Annotated in this window: 15 protein-coding genes and 2 tRNA genes; 6 read left to right on the forward strand and 11 right to left on the reverse strand. The window is 74.2% G+C overall.

The features are described 5' to 3' along the window. On the forward strand, window positions 1–732 hold a 732-nt coding region (locus DT057_RS35675), incomplete at its 5' end, for a hypothetical protein (protein ID WP_162501535.1). 194 nt (window positions 733–926) lie between these two features. Here the strand turns inward: DT057_RS35675 and DT057_RS28325 are convergent. From DT057_RS28325 to DT057_RS28350, 6 genes are all read right to left on the reverse strand, one after another. After that, window positions 927–2450, reverse strand: coding sequence for a Do family serine endopeptidase (locus DT057_RS28325; RefSeq protein WP_128565425.1), 1524 nt, complete (start codon window positions 2448–2450; stop codon window positions 927–929). Window positions 2451–2649: 199 nt separating this feature from the next. After that, complete coding sequence (locus DT057_RS28330) at window positions 2650–5361, reverse strand: valine--tRNA ligase (protein WP_128565426.1); 2712 nt, start codon at window positions 5359–5361, stop codon at window positions 2650–2652. 199 nt (window positions 5362–5560) lie between these two features. Continuing rightward, on the reverse strand, window positions 5561–6193 hold the full coding sequence (locus DT057_RS37400) for a PopZ family protein (protein WP_308220143.1): 633 nt from the start codon (window positions 6191–6193) through the stop codon (window positions 5561–5563). A gap of 146 nt (window positions 6194–6339) precedes the next feature. Then, the gene (locus DT057_RS28340) at window positions 6340–7731 is read right to left on the reverse strand and encodes a TolC family outer membrane protein (protein ID WP_128565427.1); all 1392 of its coding nucleotides are present in this window, start codon (window positions 7729–7731) and stop codon (window positions 6340–6342) included. Between the two features lie 426 nt (window positions 7732–8157). Beyond that, entirely contained in the window at window positions 8158–8811 is a 654-nt protein-coding gene (locus tag DT057_RS28345; RefSeq protein WP_128565428.1) for a protein-L-isoaspartate O-methyltransferase family protein, read from the reverse strand. A gap of 147 nt (window positions 8812–8958) precedes the next feature. Then, window positions 8959–9032, reverse strand: a tRNA-Cys gene (locus tag DT057_RS28350). 236 nt (window positions 9033–9268) lie between these two features. On the opposite strand from DT057_RS28350, the gene DT057_RS28355 reads away from it, so the two are divergent. The 4 genes from DT057_RS28355 to sseA all read left to right on the forward strand — a co-directional run bounded on the left by DT057_RS28355 (window position 9269) and on the right by sseA (window position 11870). Next, a tRNA-Asn gene (locus tag DT057_RS28355) sits at window positions 9269–9344 on the forward strand. A 190-nt stretch (window positions 9345–9534) separates the two neighbouring features. Beyond that, window positions 9535–9711: a DUF1328 domain-containing protein gene (locus DT057_RS28360; protein ID WP_048448270.1), complete on the forward strand. Its 177-nt coding sequence runs from the start codon at window positions 9535–9537 to the stop codon at window positions 9709–9711. Window positions 9712–9900: 189 nt separating this feature from the next. Next, on the forward strand, window positions 9901–10113 hold the full coding sequence (locus tag DT057_RS28365) for a hypothetical protein (RefSeq protein ID WP_128565429.1): 213 nt from the start codon (window positions 9901–9903) through the stop codon (window positions 10111–10113). Window positions 10114–11027: 914 nt separating this feature from the next. After that, window positions 11028–11870: a 3-mercaptopyruvate sulfurtransferase gene (sseA, locus tag DT057_RS28370; protein WP_128565430.1), complete on the forward strand. Its 843-nt coding sequence runs from the start codon at window positions 11028–11030 to the stop codon at window positions 11868–11870. A gap of 10 nt (window positions 11871–11880) precedes the next feature. Here the strand turns inward: sseA and DT057_RS28375 are convergent, their stop codons facing one another. The 4 genes from DT057_RS28375 to DT057_RS28390 form a co-directional block, all read right to left on the reverse strand. After that, window positions 11881–12708, reverse strand: coding sequence for an amino acid ABC transporter ATP-binding protein (locus tag DT057_RS28375; protein ID WP_128565436.1), 828 nt, complete (start codon window positions 12706–12708; stop codon window positions 11881–11883). Window positions 12709–12728: 20 nt separating this feature from the next. After that, complete coding sequence (locus DT057_RS28380; protein WP_128565431.1) at window positions 12729–13886, reverse strand: amino acid ABC transporter permease; 1158 nt, start codon at window positions 13884–13886, stop codon at window positions 12729–12731. Between the two features lie 7 nt (window positions 13887–13893). Next, complete coding sequence (locus DT057_RS28385) at window positions 13894–15102, reverse strand: amino acid ABC transporter permease (RefSeq protein WP_244937402.1); 1209 nt, start codon at window positions 15100–15102, stop codon at window positions 13894–13896. A 71-nt stretch (window positions 15103–15173) separates the two neighbouring features. After that, window positions 15174–16196 carry an amino acid ABC transporter substrate-binding protein gene (locus DT057_RS28390; RefSeq protein WP_128565432.1) on the reverse strand — a complete coding sequence of 341 codons (1023 nt, stop codon included), beginning with the start codon at window positions 16194–16196 and terminating at the stop codon, window positions 15174–15176. 294 nt (window positions 16197–16490) lie between these two features. Here DT057_RS28390 and metC point away from each other — a divergent pair, with 294 nt between their 5' ends. After that, window positions 16491–17678, forward strand: a complete 1188-nt coding sequence (metC, locus tag DT057_RS28395; protein ID WP_128565433.1) for a cystathionine beta-lyase — start codon at window positions 16491–16493, stop codon at window positions 17676–17678. 7 nt (window positions 17679–17685) lie between these two features. Here metC and DT057_RS28400 read toward each other — a convergent pair whose 3' ends face one another. Beyond that, on the reverse strand, window positions 17686–18282 hold the full coding sequence (locus tag DT057_RS28400) for a pyridoxamine 5'-phosphate oxidase family protein (protein WP_128565434.1): 597 nt from the start codon (window positions 18280–18282) through the stop codon (window positions 17686–17688). Window positions 18283–18495 lie beyond the last annotated feature (213 nt).

The following is an 18495-nucleotide window of genomic DNA, read 5'->3' on the forward strand; positions in this document are numbered from 1 at the left end:
CCGCCTCCGGAGCTGCCCCTGGGCCCGCCCGCCGACGCGCCGGCCGCCGGCGCGATCCAGACGCCCGACGTGGCGCCGGAGCGGGCCGCGCAGCGCGAGCGGCTGATCGGCTGGACGGCCCATCCCGACCGCGTCGCGGGCTCGGCCGCCCGGCTCGACCTGATCGGCCTCCTCTTCACCGCGCCGCGCCCGCCGGAGCCCGACGCCACCGCGTCCCGGGCCCCGGGCCGGGACGACGACGCGCCCCGCACCCCCCCGGGCAGGAGCGCGGGCGAGCGCGCGGGCTACCGCGCGGGCTACCGCCCGGTGAACCTCGACCTGGCGCGGGCGCCGGAGCGCGCCGTCGTGGTGCTGGCCGAGCAGCCGGTCGCCTGGTCGGTGACGACGGCGCCGCCCGACCGCGCCGGTGCCTTCGGGGTCGAGTCCACGGCCCCCTTCGCCCTGCGCGACGGCCGCCCCGGACTCCTCGCCGGCTTCCGGGTCCAGGCCTTCGGCGCCCCGCAGGTCGCCCCGGTGCTCGATCCGCACCGCTTCGGGCCCGGGACCCTGAGGGCGTTCTGCGCCGCCCTGCGGCTCTGGGCCGTCCAGTTCGGCCTGCCCCTCGAGCGCGCCCGCTACACGCTGCTCGAGAACCCGACCCGGGTGGCGCTCGACGGCGGGCGCATCCGCAGCGACGGGATCGCCCGCGGCCGCGTCTCGGGGCCGCGGCTCGCGCGCCTCTGCCGCGCCTGAAGCGGGCCCGCGCCGCGCGCGGGCCTCTCCCCGGCCGTGAGGCCAGTCTTCCCCCGGCCTTGAAGCCGGTCTTCCCCCCGGCCTTGAAGCCGGTCTTCCCCCCGGCCTTGAAGCCGGGGGGCCTCGCGACGACGAAGCGCCGGCCCCCGAGGGGGCCGGCGCTCGTCTCCGGAACGGGCGCCTGTCCTCGCGCCTCAGCCGTTCTTGCTCTGGAGGCCGATCGCCACGAAGCGCGTGCCCTTGTCGTTCTTGATGCGCATCAGCACCGCCTTGCGGCCGTCGCTCTCGGCGGCGCGGATGCGGGAGGCGACGTCCGAGAGGGACGAGACCGGCTGCCCGCCGACGTCCAGGATGACGTCGCCCTCCTGGATGCCCTTGGCGGCGGCCGGGCCGTCCGGATCGACGCTCACCACCGCGACGCCCTCCCGGCCGGCGCCGACCGCGTCGGCGGGCGCGAGGCCGAGGCCGAGGCGCGGCTGGCTGTCGCCGCCGCGGCTGCGCTCGGTCTGGCTCGCCACCTTGGTGTCGTTCGGCAGCGTGCCGAGCGTCACCTGGGCGGCGTCCCGCTTGGTCCCGCGCAGGTAGGCGAGCTCGACCTTCGTGCCCGGCTTCATCGCGGCGATCCTGCGGGACAGCTCGCGGGCGTCGTTCACCGGGTCGCCGTTCACCGCCAGGACCACGTCGCCGGACTTCAGGCCGGCCTTGGCGGCGGGCGTGCCGTCCTGGGCGCTGTTGACCAGCGCGCCCCTGGCGCTGTCGAGGCCGAGGCTCTCGGCGATGTCCTTCGTCACCGGCTGGATCTGGAGGCCGAGGTAGCCGCGGGCGACCTTGCCGTCGGCGCGCAGCTGGTCGACCACCGCCTGCACGGTCTCGGAGGGGATCGCGAAGGCCAGGCCCACGTTGCCGCCCGAGGGCGACGCGATGGCGGTGTTCACGCCCACGACCTCGCCGTTGACGTTGAAGGTGGGGCCGCCCGAGTTGCCCTTGTTGATCGGCGCGTCGATCTGCAGGAAGTCGTCGTAGGGGCCCGCCCCGATGTCGCGGCCGCGGGCCGAGACGATGCCGGCCGTGACGGTGCCGCCGAGCCCGAACGGGTTGCCGATCGCCACCACCCAGTCGCCGACCTGCGGCGCGCCGTGCGAGAGCTTCACGTAGGGGTAGGAGCCGCCCTCCGTGACCTTCAGGAGCGCCAGGTCCGTCTTCGGGTCGGTGCCGATGACCTTGGCGTCGAGGGTGCGGCCGTCGTCGAGCGTGACCTCGACCGACTTGGCGTTCGACACGACGTGGTTGTTCGTCACCACGTAGCCGTCCGGGGTGATGAAGAAGCCCGACCCCTGCGCGGCGCCGCCGCCGCCGCCGCCGTGGCGCTGGCGCGGCATGCCGGGCGCGCCGTTCTCGCCGAAGCGGCGGAAGAACTCGCGCAGCTGCGGCGGGACGGTCTGGGCGCTCGGGCCCGCGTCCTCGTCGTCCGAGGCGTCGTCCTTCAGCTTCACCTTCACGGAGACGACGCCGGCCTTCACCTTGTTGACGACGGGCGCGAAGCTGCCGGGCGGATGGTCGGGCGCGGTGATCGGGCTCTGCGGCAGGGCCTGGGCCAGGGCCGGCGTGCTCGGCTGCACGAAGGCGGCGCCGAGGGCGCCGGTGGCCACGAGCGTCGCGACGGCCACGGAGGCGAGGGCCTTGCGGTGGAACCGGGAGGTCTGGGGCGCGTGGGACATGGGGGCTGGTCTCCGTCGGTGGCATCGGGGCCGCGGCGCGGCCGGTTGATGCGACCATTATGGGGAGACGGCCTGACGGGCCCGTGGCGCCGACATTACGGATTGGTGAGGCGCCCCGCCCCGGGGACGCCGCGCGGCCGGCCGGCGCCGGCGGGCGGACCCGCGGCGGGCGGGCCCTCCGCGGGCCGGCCCGGGACGGTCACTCCGCCAGCCGCCCGAGCGCCTCGCCCACCTTCTCCCGGCGCGCCGCCGCCGCCTCGCGGCGCTCGCGCTGCTCCTCCACCACCTCCTCGGGGGCGCGGGAGAGGAAGTCGGCGTTGCCGAGCTTGGCGTCGATCCGGGCGATGTCGCCGTCGAGCTTGCCCGCCTCCTTGCGCAGCCGCGCCACCTCGGCGGCGAGGTCCACCACGCCCTCGAGGGGCAGCGCCGCCACCTCGCCGCGCACGATGAGCTGCACCGCCCTGCGGGGGCTCGCCTGCGCGACCTCGATCGCGGCGATGCGCCCGAGGCGCCGCACGGTCTCGCCCCAGCGCTCCGCCCGGGCCCGCACCGCCTCGCTCGGGGCGACCAGCACCAGGGGGATCTGGGCGCCGGCCGGGACGTTCGTCTCCGAGCGGGCCGAGCGGATCTCCGAGACGAGGTCGACCACCCAGCCGATCTCGGCCTCCGCCTCGGGCCGCGCGAGCGCGCCGAGGTCCGGCCAGGGCGCCAGCGCCAGGAGCCCGCGCGCGAGGCCCGCCTCCCGGCCCTTGATGGCCCACAGCTCCTCCGTCAGGAACGGCATGAACGGGTGCAGCAGCACGCAGATCCGGTCGATCAGGAAGGCGACCGTGCGGCGCGTCTCCTCCTTCGCCGCCCCGTCCTCGCCCTGGAGCACGGGCTTGGCGAGCTCGAGGTACCAGTCGCAGAAGACGTTCCAGACGAAGCGGTAGGCGGCGTTGGCGGCGTCGTTGAAGCGGTAGGCCTCGAGCGCGCCCGTGACCTCCGCCACGGCCCGGGCGGCCTCGCCGAGCGCCCAGGCGTTCAGGGTCCCGGCGGCGCCCGCCGGGTCGAAGGCCGGGTCGATCCGGCAGCCGTTCATCTCGGCGAAGCGGGCGGCGTTCCAGAGCTTGGTGGCGAAGTTCCGGTAGCCCTCGACCCGCGAGACCGCGAGCTTGATGTCGCGCCCCTGGGCCGCCATCGCGCAGAGCGTGAAGCGGAGCGCGTCGGCGCCGTAGCGGTCGACGAGGTCGAGGGGATCGACCACGTTCCCCTTCGACTTCGACATCTTGGCGCCCTTCTCGTCGCGGACGAGGGCGTGGATGTAGACGGTCCGGAACGGCACCTCGTCCATGGCCTCGAGGCCCAGCATCATCATCCGGGCGACCCAGAAGAAGATGATGTCGAAGCCCGTCACGAGGGCGCTCGTCGGGTAGTAGCGGGCGAGCTCCGGGGTGCCCTCCGGCCAGCCGAGCGTCGAGAACGGCCACAGGCCCGACGAGAACCAGGTGTCGAGCACGTCCTCGTCGCGCCGCAGCGCCACCGGGCGGCCGTGACGGGCGGCGGCCTTGGCCAGGGCCTCCTCCTCGCTGCCGGCGACGAAGACGGTGCCCTCCGGGTCGTACCAGGCCGGGATCTGGTGGCCCCACCAGAGCTGGCGCGAGATGCACCAGGGCTCGATGTTCTCGAGCCACTGGAAGTAGGTCCGCTCGTAGGCCTCCGGCACGAAGCGGGTGCGACCCTCGCGCACCGCCCGCATCGCCCGCTCGGCGAGCGGCTTCACGTCGACGTACCACTGGTCGGTCAGGTAGGGCTCGATCACCACGCCCGAGCGGTCGCCGTGCGGCACCGCGTGGACGTTGGGCTCGATCGCGACGAGGCGTCCTTGCGCCTCCATCATCGCGACGACCCGCGCGCGCGCCGCGAACCGGTCGAGGCCGTGCAGCGCCAGCGTCTCCGGGCCGGGGCTCGCGCCCTCCAGGAAGGCCGCGTTGCCGGCGAGGCTCAGGCGGGCCTCCTCGTCCAGGACGTTGATCTGGGCGAGCCCGTGCCGGCGCCCGACCTCGAAGTCGTTGAAGTCGTGGGCCGGCGTGATCTTGACCGCGCCGGTGCCCTTCTCGGGGTCCGAGTACGTGTCGGCGACGACCGGGATCAGGCGCCCGACGAGGGGCAGGCGCAGGGACCGGCCGACGAGGGCCCGGTAGCGCTCGTCCTCCGGGTGCACCGCGACGGCGGTGTCGCCCAGCATGGTCTCGGGCCGGGTGGTGGCGACCGTGATGGTCTCGCCGGTCTCGGCCCCGCCCGCGTCCACGACCGGGTAGGCGAAGTGCCAGAGGTGGCCCCGCACCTCGACCTGCTGCACCTCGAGGTCGGAGATCGCGGTCTGGAACCTCGGGTCCCAGTTCACCAAGCGCTTGTCGCGGTAGATCAGCCCCCTGGCGTGCAGGTCGACGAACACCTTCACGACGGCCCGGGACAGGCCCTCGTCCATGGTGAAGCGCTCCCGCGACCAGTCGCAGGAGGCGCCGAGCCGCTTGAGCTGGTTGACGATGGTGCCGCCGGACTCCGCCTTCCACGCCCAGACGCGGCGCACGAACTCGGCCCGCCCGAGGGCCCGGCGGTCGGGCTGCTGCTGCTCCGCCAGGCGGCGCTCGACCACCATCTGGGTGGCGATGCCGGCGTGGTCGGTGCCGGGCTGCCAGAGCACGTCCTTGCCGCGCAGGCGCTCGAAGCGGGCGAGCACGTCCTGGAGCGTGTTGTTGAGGGCGTGGCCCATGTGCAGCGAGCCCGTCACGTTCGGCGGCGGGATCATGATGCTGTAGGGCTCGGCCGCGGCGCGGTCCGGGCGCCCGGCCCGGAAGGCCTGCGCCTCCTCCCACTCGGCGGCGATGCGCGCCTCGACGGCGGCGGGGTCGAAGGTCTTGTCCATCATCGCTGGGGCCACTCGCACGGCGCGGCGCGGACGCCGCCCCCGGGGGCGCGTCCGGGCGGATGATCCGCCGGCGGCGCCCGAAGCAGAAACGAATACAGGGCCGGCCGCGTGAGCGACCGGCCCCCGAGGGCGCTTTCAAGCGGACCCGGACCGTCCCGTCAACAGGCGGCCTCGCGCAGCAGGCTTGCGCCGGCCGGCCTCAGCGGCCGCGGGCGACGCGCTCGATCTCGGCCCGCACCAGGCGCTCGACCAGCACCGGCAGGTTGTCGTCGAGCCAGGATTTCAGCATCGGCCGCAGCATGTCCTGCACCAGGTCCTCCAGGGTGCGGGCGTTGTTGCTCAGCACCGTGTTGGCGAGCAGGTTGAAGGCGTGGCTGACGCTGGCGTCGGTCGTCTGCGAGAGCAGCCGGTCCTCGTGCATCGGGGCCGGGGGCGGCGGCGGTGCCTGGGGCGGCGGCGCGGGCGCGGCCTTGGGCTGGGGGGCCGCGGCCTTGAGCGGCTCGGGCGGGGGGGGCGCGGCCCTGGGCGGCTCCGGCGGGGGAGCCGGCTCGGGCTCCGGCTCGATCTCGATGGCGTCGAAGTCGATCGGCTCGTCGCGGAACCCGATCTCGGACATGTCGTCGAAGTCGAGGGACGGCTTGGGCGCGGCGGGCTGGGCCACCTCGGCGAGGTCGAGCACGTCGTCCTCGGGCTCCGGGTCCGGGACCGCGACGGGCTTCGAGCCGGCGGCCGGGGGCTCGGCCGGCTTCTGGTCGTCGGCGATGATGCGGCGGATGGAGGCGAGGATCTCCTCCATCGAGGGTTCCTGCGTCTTGGGGCTCGCAGCGCTCATCCGGGTCAACGCTCGACTGGGGGAGTTCGTAGGGTCGGGTGAGGGTCAGCAGTATTCCACGCCGCGTCGGCCGCACAAGGGAGCCGGCGCGCCGCCAACAGGAGAAGGCGGGCGCCCGCCGGGGCCGCGCGGCGCCCGCGCCACGCTCAGCGCCCGTCCGGCGTGCGCACGCCGTACCAGAGGTCCTTGACCTGGTCGAAGTGCTGCTTGGCGCTGTACTGCGCCACCGGGATCGCGATGAACCGGGTCGTGAGGCGGCCGATGGTCTGCACGACCTGGTAGGAGCCGACCACCCGGTTACGCTGGGCGGAGATCAGGCTGACGCGGGCGTTCAGCAGCTCCTGCTGGGCGTTCAGGACGTCGAGGGTGGTGCGCTGGCCGACCCGGGCCTCCTCGCGCACGCCGTTGAGCGCCACCTCGTTGGCCTGCACCTGGGCCTGCGAGGCGATGACCTGGGCCTTCGCGGCCTCGAGGTTGCCCCAGGCGGTGACGATCGCGGCGCGCACCGAGTCGCGGTTGAGCTCCGCCGTCAGGCGCGCCTGGCCGACCTGCTCCTTGGCCTGGCGGATCGCCGCGTACTCCGCGCCGCCCTGGTAGAGCGGCACGTTCAGCTGGCCCACCACCGAGCCGACGAACAGCCGGGTGTTGGCGATCTGCTGGTCGAAGACCTGCTGCACCGAGCCGCTCACGCTCACGGTCGGGTAGAGCGCGCCCTCGGCCACCTTCACGGCGGCCTCCGCGATGTCGACGGCGTGCAGGGCCGCGAGGATCTGGGGGTGCTCGGCGAGGCCGATCTCGATCGCGGCCGTGAGGGTGCCGGGCACGTAGCGGTCGAGGGGCCGCCCGGGGGCGAGCTGGCGCGGCTCGACGCCGACGATCTGCCGGAAGGTCGCGATGCTGGTGCGCAGGTTCGATTCCGCCACGCTGACCTGGGAGCGCGCGCCCGCGAGGCGCGCCTCGGCCTGGGCGACGTCGGTGCGGGTCACCTCGCCGACGTTGAAGCGGTCACGGGTCTGGCGGAGCTGCTCCTCCAGCACCTCGACGTTGTTGCGGTTGAGCTCCAGCGTGGCCGTGTCGGCCAGCACGTTCATGTAGGACTGCGCCGCCCCGAACAGCGTCTGCATCTCGATGTTGCGCAGCGATTCCCGGCCGCTCAGCACCTGCGACTCGGCCTGCCGGGTCCGGTTGTCGGTCTGGAAGCCGTTGAACAGGTTCTGGCTGACGGTCAGGCCGGCCGCGCCCGGGATCAGGGCCTGCCGGGCCTGGGTGCCGCCGAGGGATCCGTCCTGGTAGTTCACGCCGACATTCGCCGTGGCGCTGACGCGCGGCCGGTAGCCCGCGAGGGCCTGCGGCACGTTCTCGTCCGTCGAGCGCTGCAGGGCGCGCTGCGCGTTCAGGGTCGGGTTACCCGCATAGGCCCGCGCCAGGGCGCTCTCCAGGGTTTCGGCGGCGGCCGGCCCGGCCGCCACGACGAGCGTCATGGCGACGAAGCCACCGAGCCGAAGCCCGCGGAACGCCCGAGTTGGTGTGTCAGTCACGCCTGTCTACCCTGTGCGGCTAGCCATCTGGACCGACCTCTCGCCGCGGGGCGGCTCGGGCCGGCTCTTCATCTCGCTGTGCCCACCTCGACCCTGACCTTAGCTGAGGGCGGCTTCCTGAGCATCGCCCCGGAGCTGTGGGCAACCGACTTTGGCCGGCGGTGCCGCATAAAAGCGACACCTGAAGGCGCCGGGATCGGGCGCGCGGCGAGGTCGGCGTCGGCGTCGGCGCCGCCGCCGGGGCGTGGCGCCCGGGGTGTCCCGGGATGAAGTGCTCGGAGCCTCGAGGCGGCGGGGATCTTCAGGCCGCCAAGGGCGGCCGCGCCGCGATCCCGGGCGGCGGCGCCGCGATCCCGGGCGGCGGCGCCGCGATCCTGGGCGGCGGCGCCGCGATCCGGCGCCGGGCCGGGCGGCCCGGGGCCCGGATCAGAAGGCGAACCCGGCCTCGGCCGCGAAGGCCCGCAGGGCCGGCATCGACGCGTCGAACAGCGGGCGCGACCCGAAGGCGTCGCCGGAGCGGACCCACAGGGTGGCCTTGGCGGTGCGGCCGAGCCCCTGCACGCAGGCGAGCCGGCCGCCGTCGGCGAGCTGCTCCAGGAGGCCCTGCGGCCGCACCTCGATCCGGCCGTTGACCAGGATCGCGTCGAAGGGCGCGCGGCCGGGCGCGCCCTGCGCGAGCGGGCCCGCCTCGACCGTCGCGGCCTCGCCCAGGCGCTCGCGCGCGCCGGCCGCGAGGCCGGGGAGCGATTCGAGGGCGACCACCGCGGCGCCGAGGCGGTGCAGGATCGCGGCGCCGTAGCCGAGGCCCGCCGCCACCTCGAGGACCTTCTGCCCGGGCTTCACCGCGAGCGCCTGGATCAGCCGCGCCAGCACCATCGGGGCCGGCATGCAGCGGGTCTCGCCGTCCTCGGTCCCGACCGCCTGCGGCTGGTCGATGTACGCGAAGGTCTCGCGGCCGGCCGCCATGAAGCGCTCGCGCGGGACGGCGTCGAACGCGTCGAGCAGCGCGATGTCGGTCACGTCGAACGTCCGGAGCTGGCAATCGACCATGAGGCGGCGCGCTTGCGCGTAGTCGAGCATGAACGTCTCTGGGGAGCGGGGACGGCCGCGCCGTCGGGCGACGCGGTTTTGGTGGATCGCCGGTGAAAAGGCAAGGTTGCAGGCCGGCCCGGCGGCGCGGGCCAGCCGCCCGCGCTGGGGAGCGTCGAGCCCGGGATGCTCAAGGGGTGGAGGCCTCGCCCGGAATCGAACCGGGGTGCAAGGATTTGCAGTCCTCTGCGTAACCACTCCGCCACGAGGCCGTCCGGCCGGCGCGTCGGCCGGCAAAGGGGCGGGCCGGCTCCGAGGAGCACCGGCGCGCCGCAATCCCGGCGTCGGGCGGACGACCCGGGACGAGGGCTCCTTAGCAGAGCCCTGCCCGGCTCCGCAACCGGGATCCTGCCGCCCCCGGAGGACGCGTCCGGCCCGGTGCCGGGCCGGCCCGGGCAAAAACCCCCTTGCGCCGGCCGCGCGCCATGGAGTATGCGTCCCGCCGTGATCCCCGATAGCTCAGTTGGTAGAGCAGGCGACTGTTAATCGCCTTGTCGCAGGTTCGAGTCCTGCTCGGGGAGCCACCCTCCCCCTGATCACCTCCCGCCCCGCGTCCCGGTCCGCCGGACGACCGCGCACGAATGTTCCGCGCCTTTCATCCGAAAAAGCCCGGAACCGGTTCCGCTCTCCGGAGGTTCTCCGTTCAACGTGCTGCAACGCTTCCGGCGCAACGACGGGGCGGACCGGCCACCGCAGGCAATACGGGAGAATCCTATGATCGGTTGGGCAATCACCTTCCTCGTCGTCGCCCTGGTCGCCGCCCTGCTCGGCTTCGGCGGCATCGCCGGGACGGCCATGGAGGCCGCCAAGATCGTGTTCTTCGTCGCCATCGTGCTGTTCGCCGTGTCGGCCATCTTCGGCCTGATGCGCGGCCGCTCGCCGCGGCTCTGACGCCGCGGCCCCCGCACGCGCTACGACGGAGGAAGGCGGCTTCGGCCGCCTTTTTTCGTGGCGCCGGGGCACCCGCCCCGGGGCCCGATCCGGCCCCGGGGCGGGTGCCGGGCGGCGGGATGCGGCCGGACCGCCGCGGGCGGCCGGACCGCGGTGGGCGGCGGGATCCCGTCAGGCGGCGGAGCAGCGATGGCCGGCTTCTTCCTCTACTTCACCGCCTGCCTCGCGGCCGCGCCCGAGACCTGCGAGGCGCACCGCCTGCTCCTGGACGTCGCCGGGCCGCGGGCCTGCCTCCGGGTCGCCCAGCCGCAGCTCGCGCGCTGGCTCGGCGAGCATCCGGAGTACCGCGTCACCGAGTGGCGCTGTGGCGCGCCCCTGCGCGACCGGGGCCGGCGCGTCTGAGCCGGCGGCCCGGGCGCGGCGCGGCCGCAGGCGGTGCAGCGTGGCCGGCCGCGGCGCGGCGCGGGCCTCCCTGAGGTCGGCGCACAGGATGGCGGCCGCCAGGTAGCCCAGGGACGAGACCTCGACCCTGTCCGGACGGAGCGGCCACTCGAAACGAGCCGTGGCGTTCATCGGGACCTCTCTGGACCACGCTGCGACAGCTTCGGTCGGGGATCGTCGGACACGCGGGATCGTCGGACACATCGGTGATCGCGGGACTCGGGCCCCGGGCCTCGCGGCGGGGCGCCCGCCCGACGCCTCGGGCCCCACCGGGGCCGCGGCGCGCCGGGTCCGTCGGGGCGGGGCTCGGCCGCGCGATGTCGGCCGCGCCCGGGATGCGGGCGGGCCAGGCAGCCCTCGGAGTCGCTGCCTGGCCCGTCGACCACGCCCGACCGTGCAAGGGAGAGTGAACACGGCGGGTGCAGTGCCGCCGGCCTTGCACGCGGCGTGCCAACCCGTGGGCGGGGCCGCGGGCCCGGCGGCCCGGCCGCCGCGCCCGCGTAAGGGAGCGGGGCGGCCGCCTCAGCGCAGGGCCAGGATCGGGGGCGGCGCGGACGGGCGCGTGGGGGTGCCCCCGTCCGCGATCACCACGGCGGCGAGCCAGAGGGAGGCGGCGAGGAGGAGCAGGCCTTCGCCGGCACGGCGGCCGGCGCGGGGGGACGGGGCGCGGCGAGGGGACAGGACGCGGGGCTCCCACAGGGCTGGATCGGGGCGCCTGTCTGGCGGAGCGGTGTTGCCGGCGGATGTGCGGAATCGTTCCGGCCCGTGCGGAAAGGTTTCCGGTGCGCGATCGGGTGTCGACCCGGCGCATGAATTGGGCAGAATGCCGTGCCGGGGGGCGCGGCGGACGGACCCCCCGCAGGGAGGCGCGCGGCATGTCGACAGGACCCTTCGTCACGACGGATTGGCTGGCTGAGCGGCTCGATGCGCCCGACATCGTCGTCCTCGACGGGTCCTGGTACCTGCCGGCGATGAACCGGGACGCGCAGGCCGAGTACCGGGCCGGCCGCATCCCCGGGGCGGTGCGCTTCGACATCGACGCGGTGCGCGACGAGCGCAGCCCGCTGCCCCACATGCTGCCGACGCCCGAGGCCTTCGCCTCGCGCATGCGCCAGATGGGCATCGGCGACGGCATGACGATCGTGGTCTACGACGGCGTCGGCCTGTTCTCGGCCCCGCGGGTGCGCTGGATGCTCAGGACCTTCGGGGCCCGGGACGTCGCGCTCCTGGAGGGCGGCTTCCCGGCCTGGGTCGCCGGCGGCCATCCCGTCGAGGAGGGCGAGCCCCGCCCGCGCGACAGGCGCCACTTCACCGCCCGCCTCGACCACTCGGCCGTGGCGGATGCGGGCGACGTGCAGCGGGCGCTCGCCGGGACCGCCCAGGTGGTGGACGCCCGCTCCCCCGCCCGCTTCGCCGGCGAGGAGGCCGAGCCCCGCCCCGGCGTGCGCCCGGGCCACATGCCCGGCGCGCTCAACCTCCATTACGGCGCCCTCCAGGCGCGCGGGCGGCTCAAGGACGAGGCGGCCCTGCGCGAGGCCGTGGCGGAGGCCGGCATCGACCTCGACCGCCCGGTGATCACCACCTGCGGCTCGGGCGTCACCGCGGCGATCGTCTCCCTCGCCCTCGAGACCCTCGGCCGCCCGCCCCGGGCCCTCTACGACGGCTCGTGGTCGGAATGGGGCGCGCGGGAGGACCTGCCCGTGGCGACGGGGCGCTGAGGCCGGGGCCTCAGTGCAGGATCTGGCTCAGGAACAGCTTCGTGCGCTCGTGCTGGGGCGCGCGGAAGAAGGCCTCGGGGGTGTTCGACTCGACGATCTGGCCCTCGTCCATGAAGATCACCCGGTCGGCGACCTGGCGGGCGAAGCCCATCTCGTGGGTGACGCACAGCATGGTCATGCCCTCGTCGGCCAGCCCCACCATGGTGTCGAGCACCTCCTTGACCATCTCGGGGTCGAGGGCGGAGGTGGGCTCGTCGAACAGCATGATCTTGGGGCTCATGCACAGCGAGCGGGCGATGGCCACGCGCTGCTGCTGCCCGCCGGAGAGCTGGCCCGGGTACTTGGCCGCCTGGTTGGGGATCTTGACCCGGGTGAGATAGCGCATCGCCACCGCCTCGGCCTCGGCCTTCGGCATCTTCTTCACCCAGATCGGCGCGAGCGTGCAGTTCTCGAGCACGGTCAGGTGCGGGAACAGGTTGAAGTGCTGGAACACCATGCCGACCTCGCGGCGGATCTCGTCGATCCGCTTGAGGTCGTTGGTGAGCTCGATGCCGTCCACCACGATGCGGCCGGCCTGGTGCTCCTCCAGCCGGTTGATGCAGCGGATCAGGGTCGACTTGCCCGAGCCCGAGGGCCCGCAGATCACGATCCGCTCGCCCCGGCGCACCGTGAGGTCGACGTCGCGCAGGACGTGGAACGCGCCGTACCACTTGTTGACCTTCTCCAGCGTCACCGCCTCCGGGGCGCTGGCGAGGCGGGTCGCGGAGGTGTTCTGGGGCGCGAGGTCCGGGTCGATGTCCGGCAGGGTCGCCGGGGCCGTCAGGGTCGAAGCCGTCATGGTCGAAGCCGTCATGGGGGTCACCGTTTCTGGCCTGACGCGAGCCTTCGCTCGACGAACAGGGCGTAGCGCGACATGCCGAAGCAGAACACGAAGTAGAACAGGGCCGCGAAGGCGTAGCCGGTCATCACCACGGTCGGGGCGGCCCAGGCGGGGTCGACCCGCGCCGACTCGATCGTGCGGATGAAGTCGAAGATGCCGACGATCGAGACCAGGCTCGTGTCCTTGAACAGCGAGATGAAGCTGTTGACGATGCCCGGGATCACGATGCGCAGGGCCTGCGGCAGGATGACGAGGCGCATGCGGTGCCAGGGGCTCAGGCCGAGGGACATCGCCCCCTCGGCCTGGCCGCGGGGGATCGCCTGGAGGCCGCCGCGCACCACCTCCGCCATGTAGGCGGCCGAGAACAGCGCGATGCCGACGAGGGGGCGCACCAGCCGGTCCACCGAGACGTCGCCGGGCAGGAACAGCGGCAGCATCACGTTGGCCATGAACAGCACCGTGATCAGCGGCACCCCGCGCCAGAACTCGATGAAGATGACGCAGAACAGCCGCACGATCGGCAGCCGCGAGCGCCGCCCCAGCGCCAGCAGGATGCCGAGCGGCAGGGAGGCCACGATGCCCACGAGGGAGACCACCAGGGTCACCAGCATGCCGCCCCAGAGCGAGGTCGGCACCTTGGCGAGGCCGAGCGCCGGCACGCCCGAGAGCAGCACGAAGGAGGCGACCGGGAACGCCACGAAGAAGTAGGCCGCGCCGAGGTCGCGCCGGGGCGCGTCGAGCCACAGGAGCCAGCCGACGCCGAGCGCCATCAGGGCGAAGAAGACGTTGGGCCGCCAGCGCTCCTCGATCGGGTAGGAGCCGTACACGAAGTAGTTGATCTTGTCGGCCACGAAGGCCCAGCAGGCCCCGACCGGGTGGCCCACCACCTCGGGCCGGCAGGCGTCGCGGTTCTGGCCGCTCCAGACCGCGTCGACGACGAGGAAGCGCAGGAGCGGCGGCGCCACGAGCACGACGATCGCGAGCGCGATCAGGGTCAGGGCGGCGTTGCCGGGGCTGGAGAACAGGTTCGCCCGCAGCCAGGCGAGGGGCCCGCTGACGAGCGCCGGGGCGGGCGCGGGCGGCACCGCGTCGCGGCGCACGAAGCTGAGGGGCAGGGTCTGGGGTCCGGCGGTCATGCTGCCCTCAGCGCTCGACCAGCGCGACGCGCCGGTTGTAGACGTTCATCACGAAGGCGGTGAGGAGGCTGATGGTGAGGTAGACCGCCATGGTGATCGCCACCACCTCCACCGCCTGCCCGGTCTGGTTCAGCACCGTGCCCATGAACACCTGCACGAGGTCCGGGTAGCCGATCGCCACCGCGAGCGACGAGTTCTTGGTCAGGTTGAGGTACTGGCTCGTCAGCGGCGGCACGATCACCCGCATGGCCTGCGGGATCACCACGAGGCGCAGGGTCGGCCCGGGCTTGAGGCCGAGGGCCCGGGCGGCCTCGGACTGGCCCCGCGACACCGCCTGGATGCCGGAGCGCACCACCTCGGCGATGAAGGCCGCGGTGTAGACCGTGAGCCCGAGCACCAGGGCGACGAACTCGGGGTAGAGCTGCATGCCCCCCCGCAGGTTGAACGTGCCCTTGACCGGGACCTCGAAGCTCAGGGGCGCGGCCCCCGAGAGCGCCAGCACGCCCCAGGCGGCGAGCGGCAGGCCGGCGACGAGGCCGATCCCCACGCTCCAGACCGGCAGGCGCCGCCCGCTGCGGGCCTGCTCCCGCCGGGCGCGGGCCGCGAAGGCCAGCGCCGCCGCGAGGCCGAGCCCGAAGGCCGCCGGGATCGCCCAGGCGTCGGCGGCCAGCATGGGCCTGGGCACGTAGAGGCCGCGCTGGTTGAGGAAGACCGACGACCCGAAGGCGTAGGAATCCCGCGCCGCCGGCAGGCTCGCCAGGACCGCCACGTACCAGAACAGGAGCTGGAGCAGCAGCGGGATGTTGCGCAGCGTCTCGACGTAGACCCCGGCGAGCCGCGCCACGATCCAGTTCGGCGACAGCCGGGCGACGCCGACCGTGAAGCCGAGCAGCGTGGCGAGCACGATGCCGATCACCGCGACCATCAGCGTGTTGGTGAGCCCGACCAGGAAGGCGGTGCCGTAGGTCGAGTTCGCCGCCGCGAACGGGATCAGCGTCTGGTTGACGTCGAAGCCCGCGGTGTTGCCGAGGAAGCCGAAGCCCGAGGCGACGCGGGCGTTGCGCAGGTTCTCGGCCGCGTTGCCGACCGCCGCCCAGGCCGCGAGCCCGACCGCGAGGAGGAGCAGGATCTGGTAGGCGGCGGCCCGGATGCGGGGGTCGTAGAGCGGCGAGACCCGCGGGGCCGCCCGCGCCTCGGCCGGGATGGGGTTCGACAAGGGAGCGGACCTCTCGTGGTGACGGGCGCGTCGGGTCGTCGCGGCCCCGGCGCGCCGGGGCCGCGGGGCCTTCAGCGGATCGGCGGGCCGTACTGGAGGCCGCCCTTCGACCACAGGGCGTTGAGGCCGCGCTGGATCTTCAGGGGCGAGCCCTGGCCGACGTTCTTCTCGAACACCTCGCCGTAATTGCCGACGAGCTTGATGATGCGGTACGCCCAGTCGCCCGTCAGCCCGAGGTCGGCGCCGTACTTGCCCTCGGTGCCGAGGATGCGCTTGACGTCCGGGTTGTCGGAGGTCTTGAGCATCTGGTCGGCGTTTCCTTGCGTGATGCCCGCCTCCTCGGCGTTGAGCATCGCGTAGTGGGTCCAGCGCACGACGTCGGACCATTGCGCGTCGCCCTGGCGCACCGCCGGCCCGAGCGGCTCCTTCGAGATGATCTCCGGCAGCACGATGTTGTCGTCGGGGGCCGAGGCCCGCAGGCGCTCGGCGTAGAGGCCGGAGGCGTCGGTGGTGAAGGCGTCGCAGCGGCCGGAATCGTAGGCCTTGAAGGTCTCGTCGGCGCTGGCGAAGGCCACCACCTCGTACTTCAGCTTGTTGGCGCGGAAGTAGTCGGCGAGGTTGAGCTCGGTGGTGGTGCCCTGCTGGGTGCAGACCGAGGCGCCTTCGAGCTGCTTGGCCGAGGTGACGCCGAGCTTCTTCTTCACCATGAAGCCCTGGCCGTCGTAGAAGTTGATTGCCGGGAAGTCGAGGCCGAGCGTGGTGTCGCGCGACATCGACCAGGTCGTGTTGCGCGACAGGATGTCGACCTCGCCGGATTGCAGCGCCGTGAAGCGGTCCTTGGCCGAGAGGGGAATGAAGCGGACCTTGCCGGCGTCGTTGAAGATCGCCGCCGAGAGCGCCCGGCAGAAATCGACGTCGAGGCCGGCCCAGCGTCCCTGCGCGTCCGGCACGCCGAAGCCCGCGAGGCCGGGATTCGACCCGCAGGCGATGTAGCCCTTCTGCTTGATGCTGGTCAGCGTCGCCTGGGCCTGTGCGGCTCCCGCGAGAAGGCTGGCGCCGAGCCCGAGGGCCAGCGCCGCAACGGTCTTCCTCATTCGATCTCTCGTTTCCCGTTCCGATCGCGGCGCTGCCCGCGCCGCGATCCTGCCTAAGCAAGAGGCATTCCAGGCGAACGGCTCCGCCCGGTCAAGGGGATGCCCCATGGGACGAAGGACGGATGCGGTTTCGCCGCAGCGGCCCGGCGGCTTGACGCGGGCGGCCGGCTTGGATGTGGTCGCCCCGTACGCCGGCGCCCGCGCCGGCCCGGATCGTCCCCGCGGGCCGGGTCCCGGCGGTCCGCCGCCCGGCCCTGTCCGGAACCCGCCTTTGGCCGAACGAAAAAGGGCCCGATGAGCATCACCCCCCCGCGCGATCCGAGCCGCCTCGGCACCCGCACCCGCCTGGTCCATGCCGGCCGCGACCCCTCCGCCCAGCACGGCTTCGTCAACACCCCGATCTACCGCGGCTCGACGGTGCTGTTCGAGAGCTACGACGCGCTCCAGCACCGGCGGGCGGAGTACACCTACGGGACCGCCGGCACGCCGACGACCCGGGCGCTCGAGGCCGCCTGGACGGAACTGTCGGGCGCCGCCGGCACGGTGCTGACGCCCTCGGGGCTCGCCGCCGTCACGGTCGGCCTCCTGTCCTGCCTGAAGGCCGGCGACCACCTGCTGGTGACGGATTCCGCCTACCGGCCGACCCGGGTCTTCTGCGACGGCGTCCTGGCGCGGTTCGGGGTCGAGACCACCTACTACGACCCGACCGTCGGGGCCGGGATCGCCGGCCTGATGCGCGACACCACCGCCGCGGTGCTCACGGAGGCGCCGGGCTCGCAGAGCTTCGAGATGCAGGACATCCCGGCGATCGCCGAGGCCGCGCACGCCCGCGGCGCCTGCGTGCTGATGGACAACACCTGGGCGACGCCCCTGCTGTTCCCGCCCCACGAGCGCGGCGTCGACATCGCCATCGAGGCGGGCACCAAGTACCTCTCGGGCGGCTCCGACCTGCTGCTCGGCCTCACCTCGGCCAACGCCCGGCACTGGCCGGCCCTGCAGCGCACCTTCGCGATGTTCGCCATGTGCGCGGGGGCCGAGGACGTCTTCCTCGCCCTGCGGGGCCTGCGCACCCTGCCGCTGCGCCTGCGCGAGCACGAGCGCCAGGCCCTGGCCCTGGCCGCGTGGCTCAAGGCGCGCCCCGAGGTCGCGCGCGTGCTGCACCCGGCCCTGCCGGAGGATCCCGGCCACGCGATCTGGGCTCGCGACTTCAAGGGCTCGTCGGGCCTGTTCTCGGTGATCCTGAAGCCCTGCTCCGAGGCCGCCCTGGCGGCGATGCTGGACGGGCTCGAGCTGTTCGGGATGGGGTTCTCCTGGGGCGGCTTCGAGAGCCTGGTGATCCCCTTCGACTGCCGGCCCTACCGCAGCGCCACCGCCTGGGAGCCGGGCGGGCCGGGCCTGCGCTTCCACGTCGGGCTCGAGGACCTCGACGACCTCACGGGCGACCTCGCGGCGGGGTTCGCGCGCCTGCGGGCGGCGGCGTGAGGGCGCCTCACGGCGCCAGCCACGTCGCGCCCGCCGCCCCGGCCTCCCAGGTGAACAGCGCCCGCCTGTGGCCCGCGCGGGCGAGGTAGAGGAACTCGAGCCGGGCCACCGCCACGACGACGGCCCGGAAATGCGCCCGCCCCCCTTGCGCCTGCGCGGCGTCGCCGGGCAGCGCGTAGGCGTCGCCGGCCGGGATCGGGGTGCCGGGCGCGGGGGCGGTGGCGTAGCCGACCCGGCTCATGGGCAGCGACGCCGCCCAGGCCGCCTCCGCCACCGCGTCGTCGCCGTGCAGCGTCGCCGCGCCCTCGACCCGCAGCTGGATCTTGGCGCCCGCGTCGTAGGCGTGGAGCGCCACGCGCGGGTCGCGGGCGATCTCGCGCGCCTTGTCGGAGCGGGCGTCGCAGTGGAAGCGCAGGGACCGGGCGGCCGCGTCGGCCCCCCGCAGCACCACCGTGCGCAGGCGCGGCGCGCCGTCGCGCCCGGTCGTGGCGAGGGCCGGCGTGTGGAAGGCGCCGCGGCGCTGCGCCACCCCCTCGCCGAGCCGGAGCCAGGCCTCGGCGAGGCAGCCCGGGAGGTCGTCGTAGAACGGGGGGTGGTCGGTCATGCGGGGCCTCCTGGTCGTTCACCACGCGGCGCGAGGGGTCGGGAACCGGGACGCCCCGGCGAAGCTTGTCCGCGGGACGGTCTCCCGAACGTGCCCCGCATGACGCTCCCCTCGCCCGCCCTCGCCCGAGCCGCCCTCGTCCTCGCCCTCGCGGCCGCCGGGCCCGCCGCGGCGGCGGATTGCCCGCGCCGGTCGTGCGAGGCGCCCGCGCCG

This window comes from Methylobacterium crusticola, from assembly GCF_003574465.1.
GTDB lineage: Bacteria > Pseudomonadota > Alphaproteobacteria > Rhizobiales > Beijerinckiaceae > Methylobacterium > Methylobacterium crusticola.

What these genes read in the sequence shown, in the direction of transcription:
- DT057_RS28325 (WP_128565425.1), bottom strand. Translation starts at nt 2,450, where the DNA reads ATGTCCCACGCGCCCCAGACCTCCCGGTTCCACCGCAAGGCCCTCGCC.
- DT057_RS28330 (WP_128565426.1), bottom strand. Translation starts at nt 5,361, where the DNA reads ATGATGGACAAGACCTTCGACCCCGCCGCCGTCGAGGCGCGCATCGCC.
- DT057_RS37400 (WP_308220143.1), bottom strand. Translation starts at nt 6,193, where the DNA reads ATGAGCGCTGCGAGCCCCAAGACGCAGGAACCCTCGATGGAGGAGATC.
- DT057_RS28345 (WP_128565428.1), bottom strand. Translation starts at nt 8,811, where the DNA reads ATGCTCGACTACGCGCAAGCGCGCCGCCTCATGGTCGATTGCCAGCTC.
- DT057_RS28360 (WP_048448270.1), top strand. Translation starts at nt 9,535, where the DNA reads ATGATCGGTTGGGCAATCACCTTCCTCGTCGTCGCCCTGGTCGCCGCC.
- DT057_RS28365 (WP_128565429.1), top strand. Translation starts at nt 9,901, where the DNA reads ATGGCCGGCTTCTTCCTCTACTTCACCGCCTGCCTCGCGGCCGCGCCC.
- sseA (WP_128565430.1), top strand. Translation starts at nt 11,028, where the DNA reads ATGTCGACAGGACCCTTCGTCACGACGGATTGGCTGGCTGAGCGGCTC.
- DT057_RS28375 (WP_128565436.1), bottom strand. Translation starts at nt 12,708, where the DNA reads ATGACGGCTTCGACCCTGACGGCCCCGGCGACCCTGCCGGACATCGAC.
- DT057_RS28380 (WP_128565431.1), bottom strand. Translation starts at nt 13,886, where the DNA reads ATGACCGCCGGACCCCAGACCCTGCCCCTCAGCTTCGTGCGCCGCGAC.
- DT057_RS28390 (WP_128565432.1), bottom strand. Translation starts at nt 16,196, where the DNA reads ATGAGGAAGACCGTTGCGGCGCTGGCCCTCGGGCTCGGCGCCAGCCTT.
- metC (WP_128565433.1), top strand. Translation starts at nt 16,491, where the DNA reads ATGAGCATCACCCCCCCGCGCGATCCGAGCCGCCTCGGCACCCGCACC.
- DT057_RS28400 (WP_128565434.1), bottom strand. Translation starts at nt 18,282, where the DNA reads ATGACCGACCACCCCCCGTTCTACGACGACCTCCCGGGCTGCCTCGCC.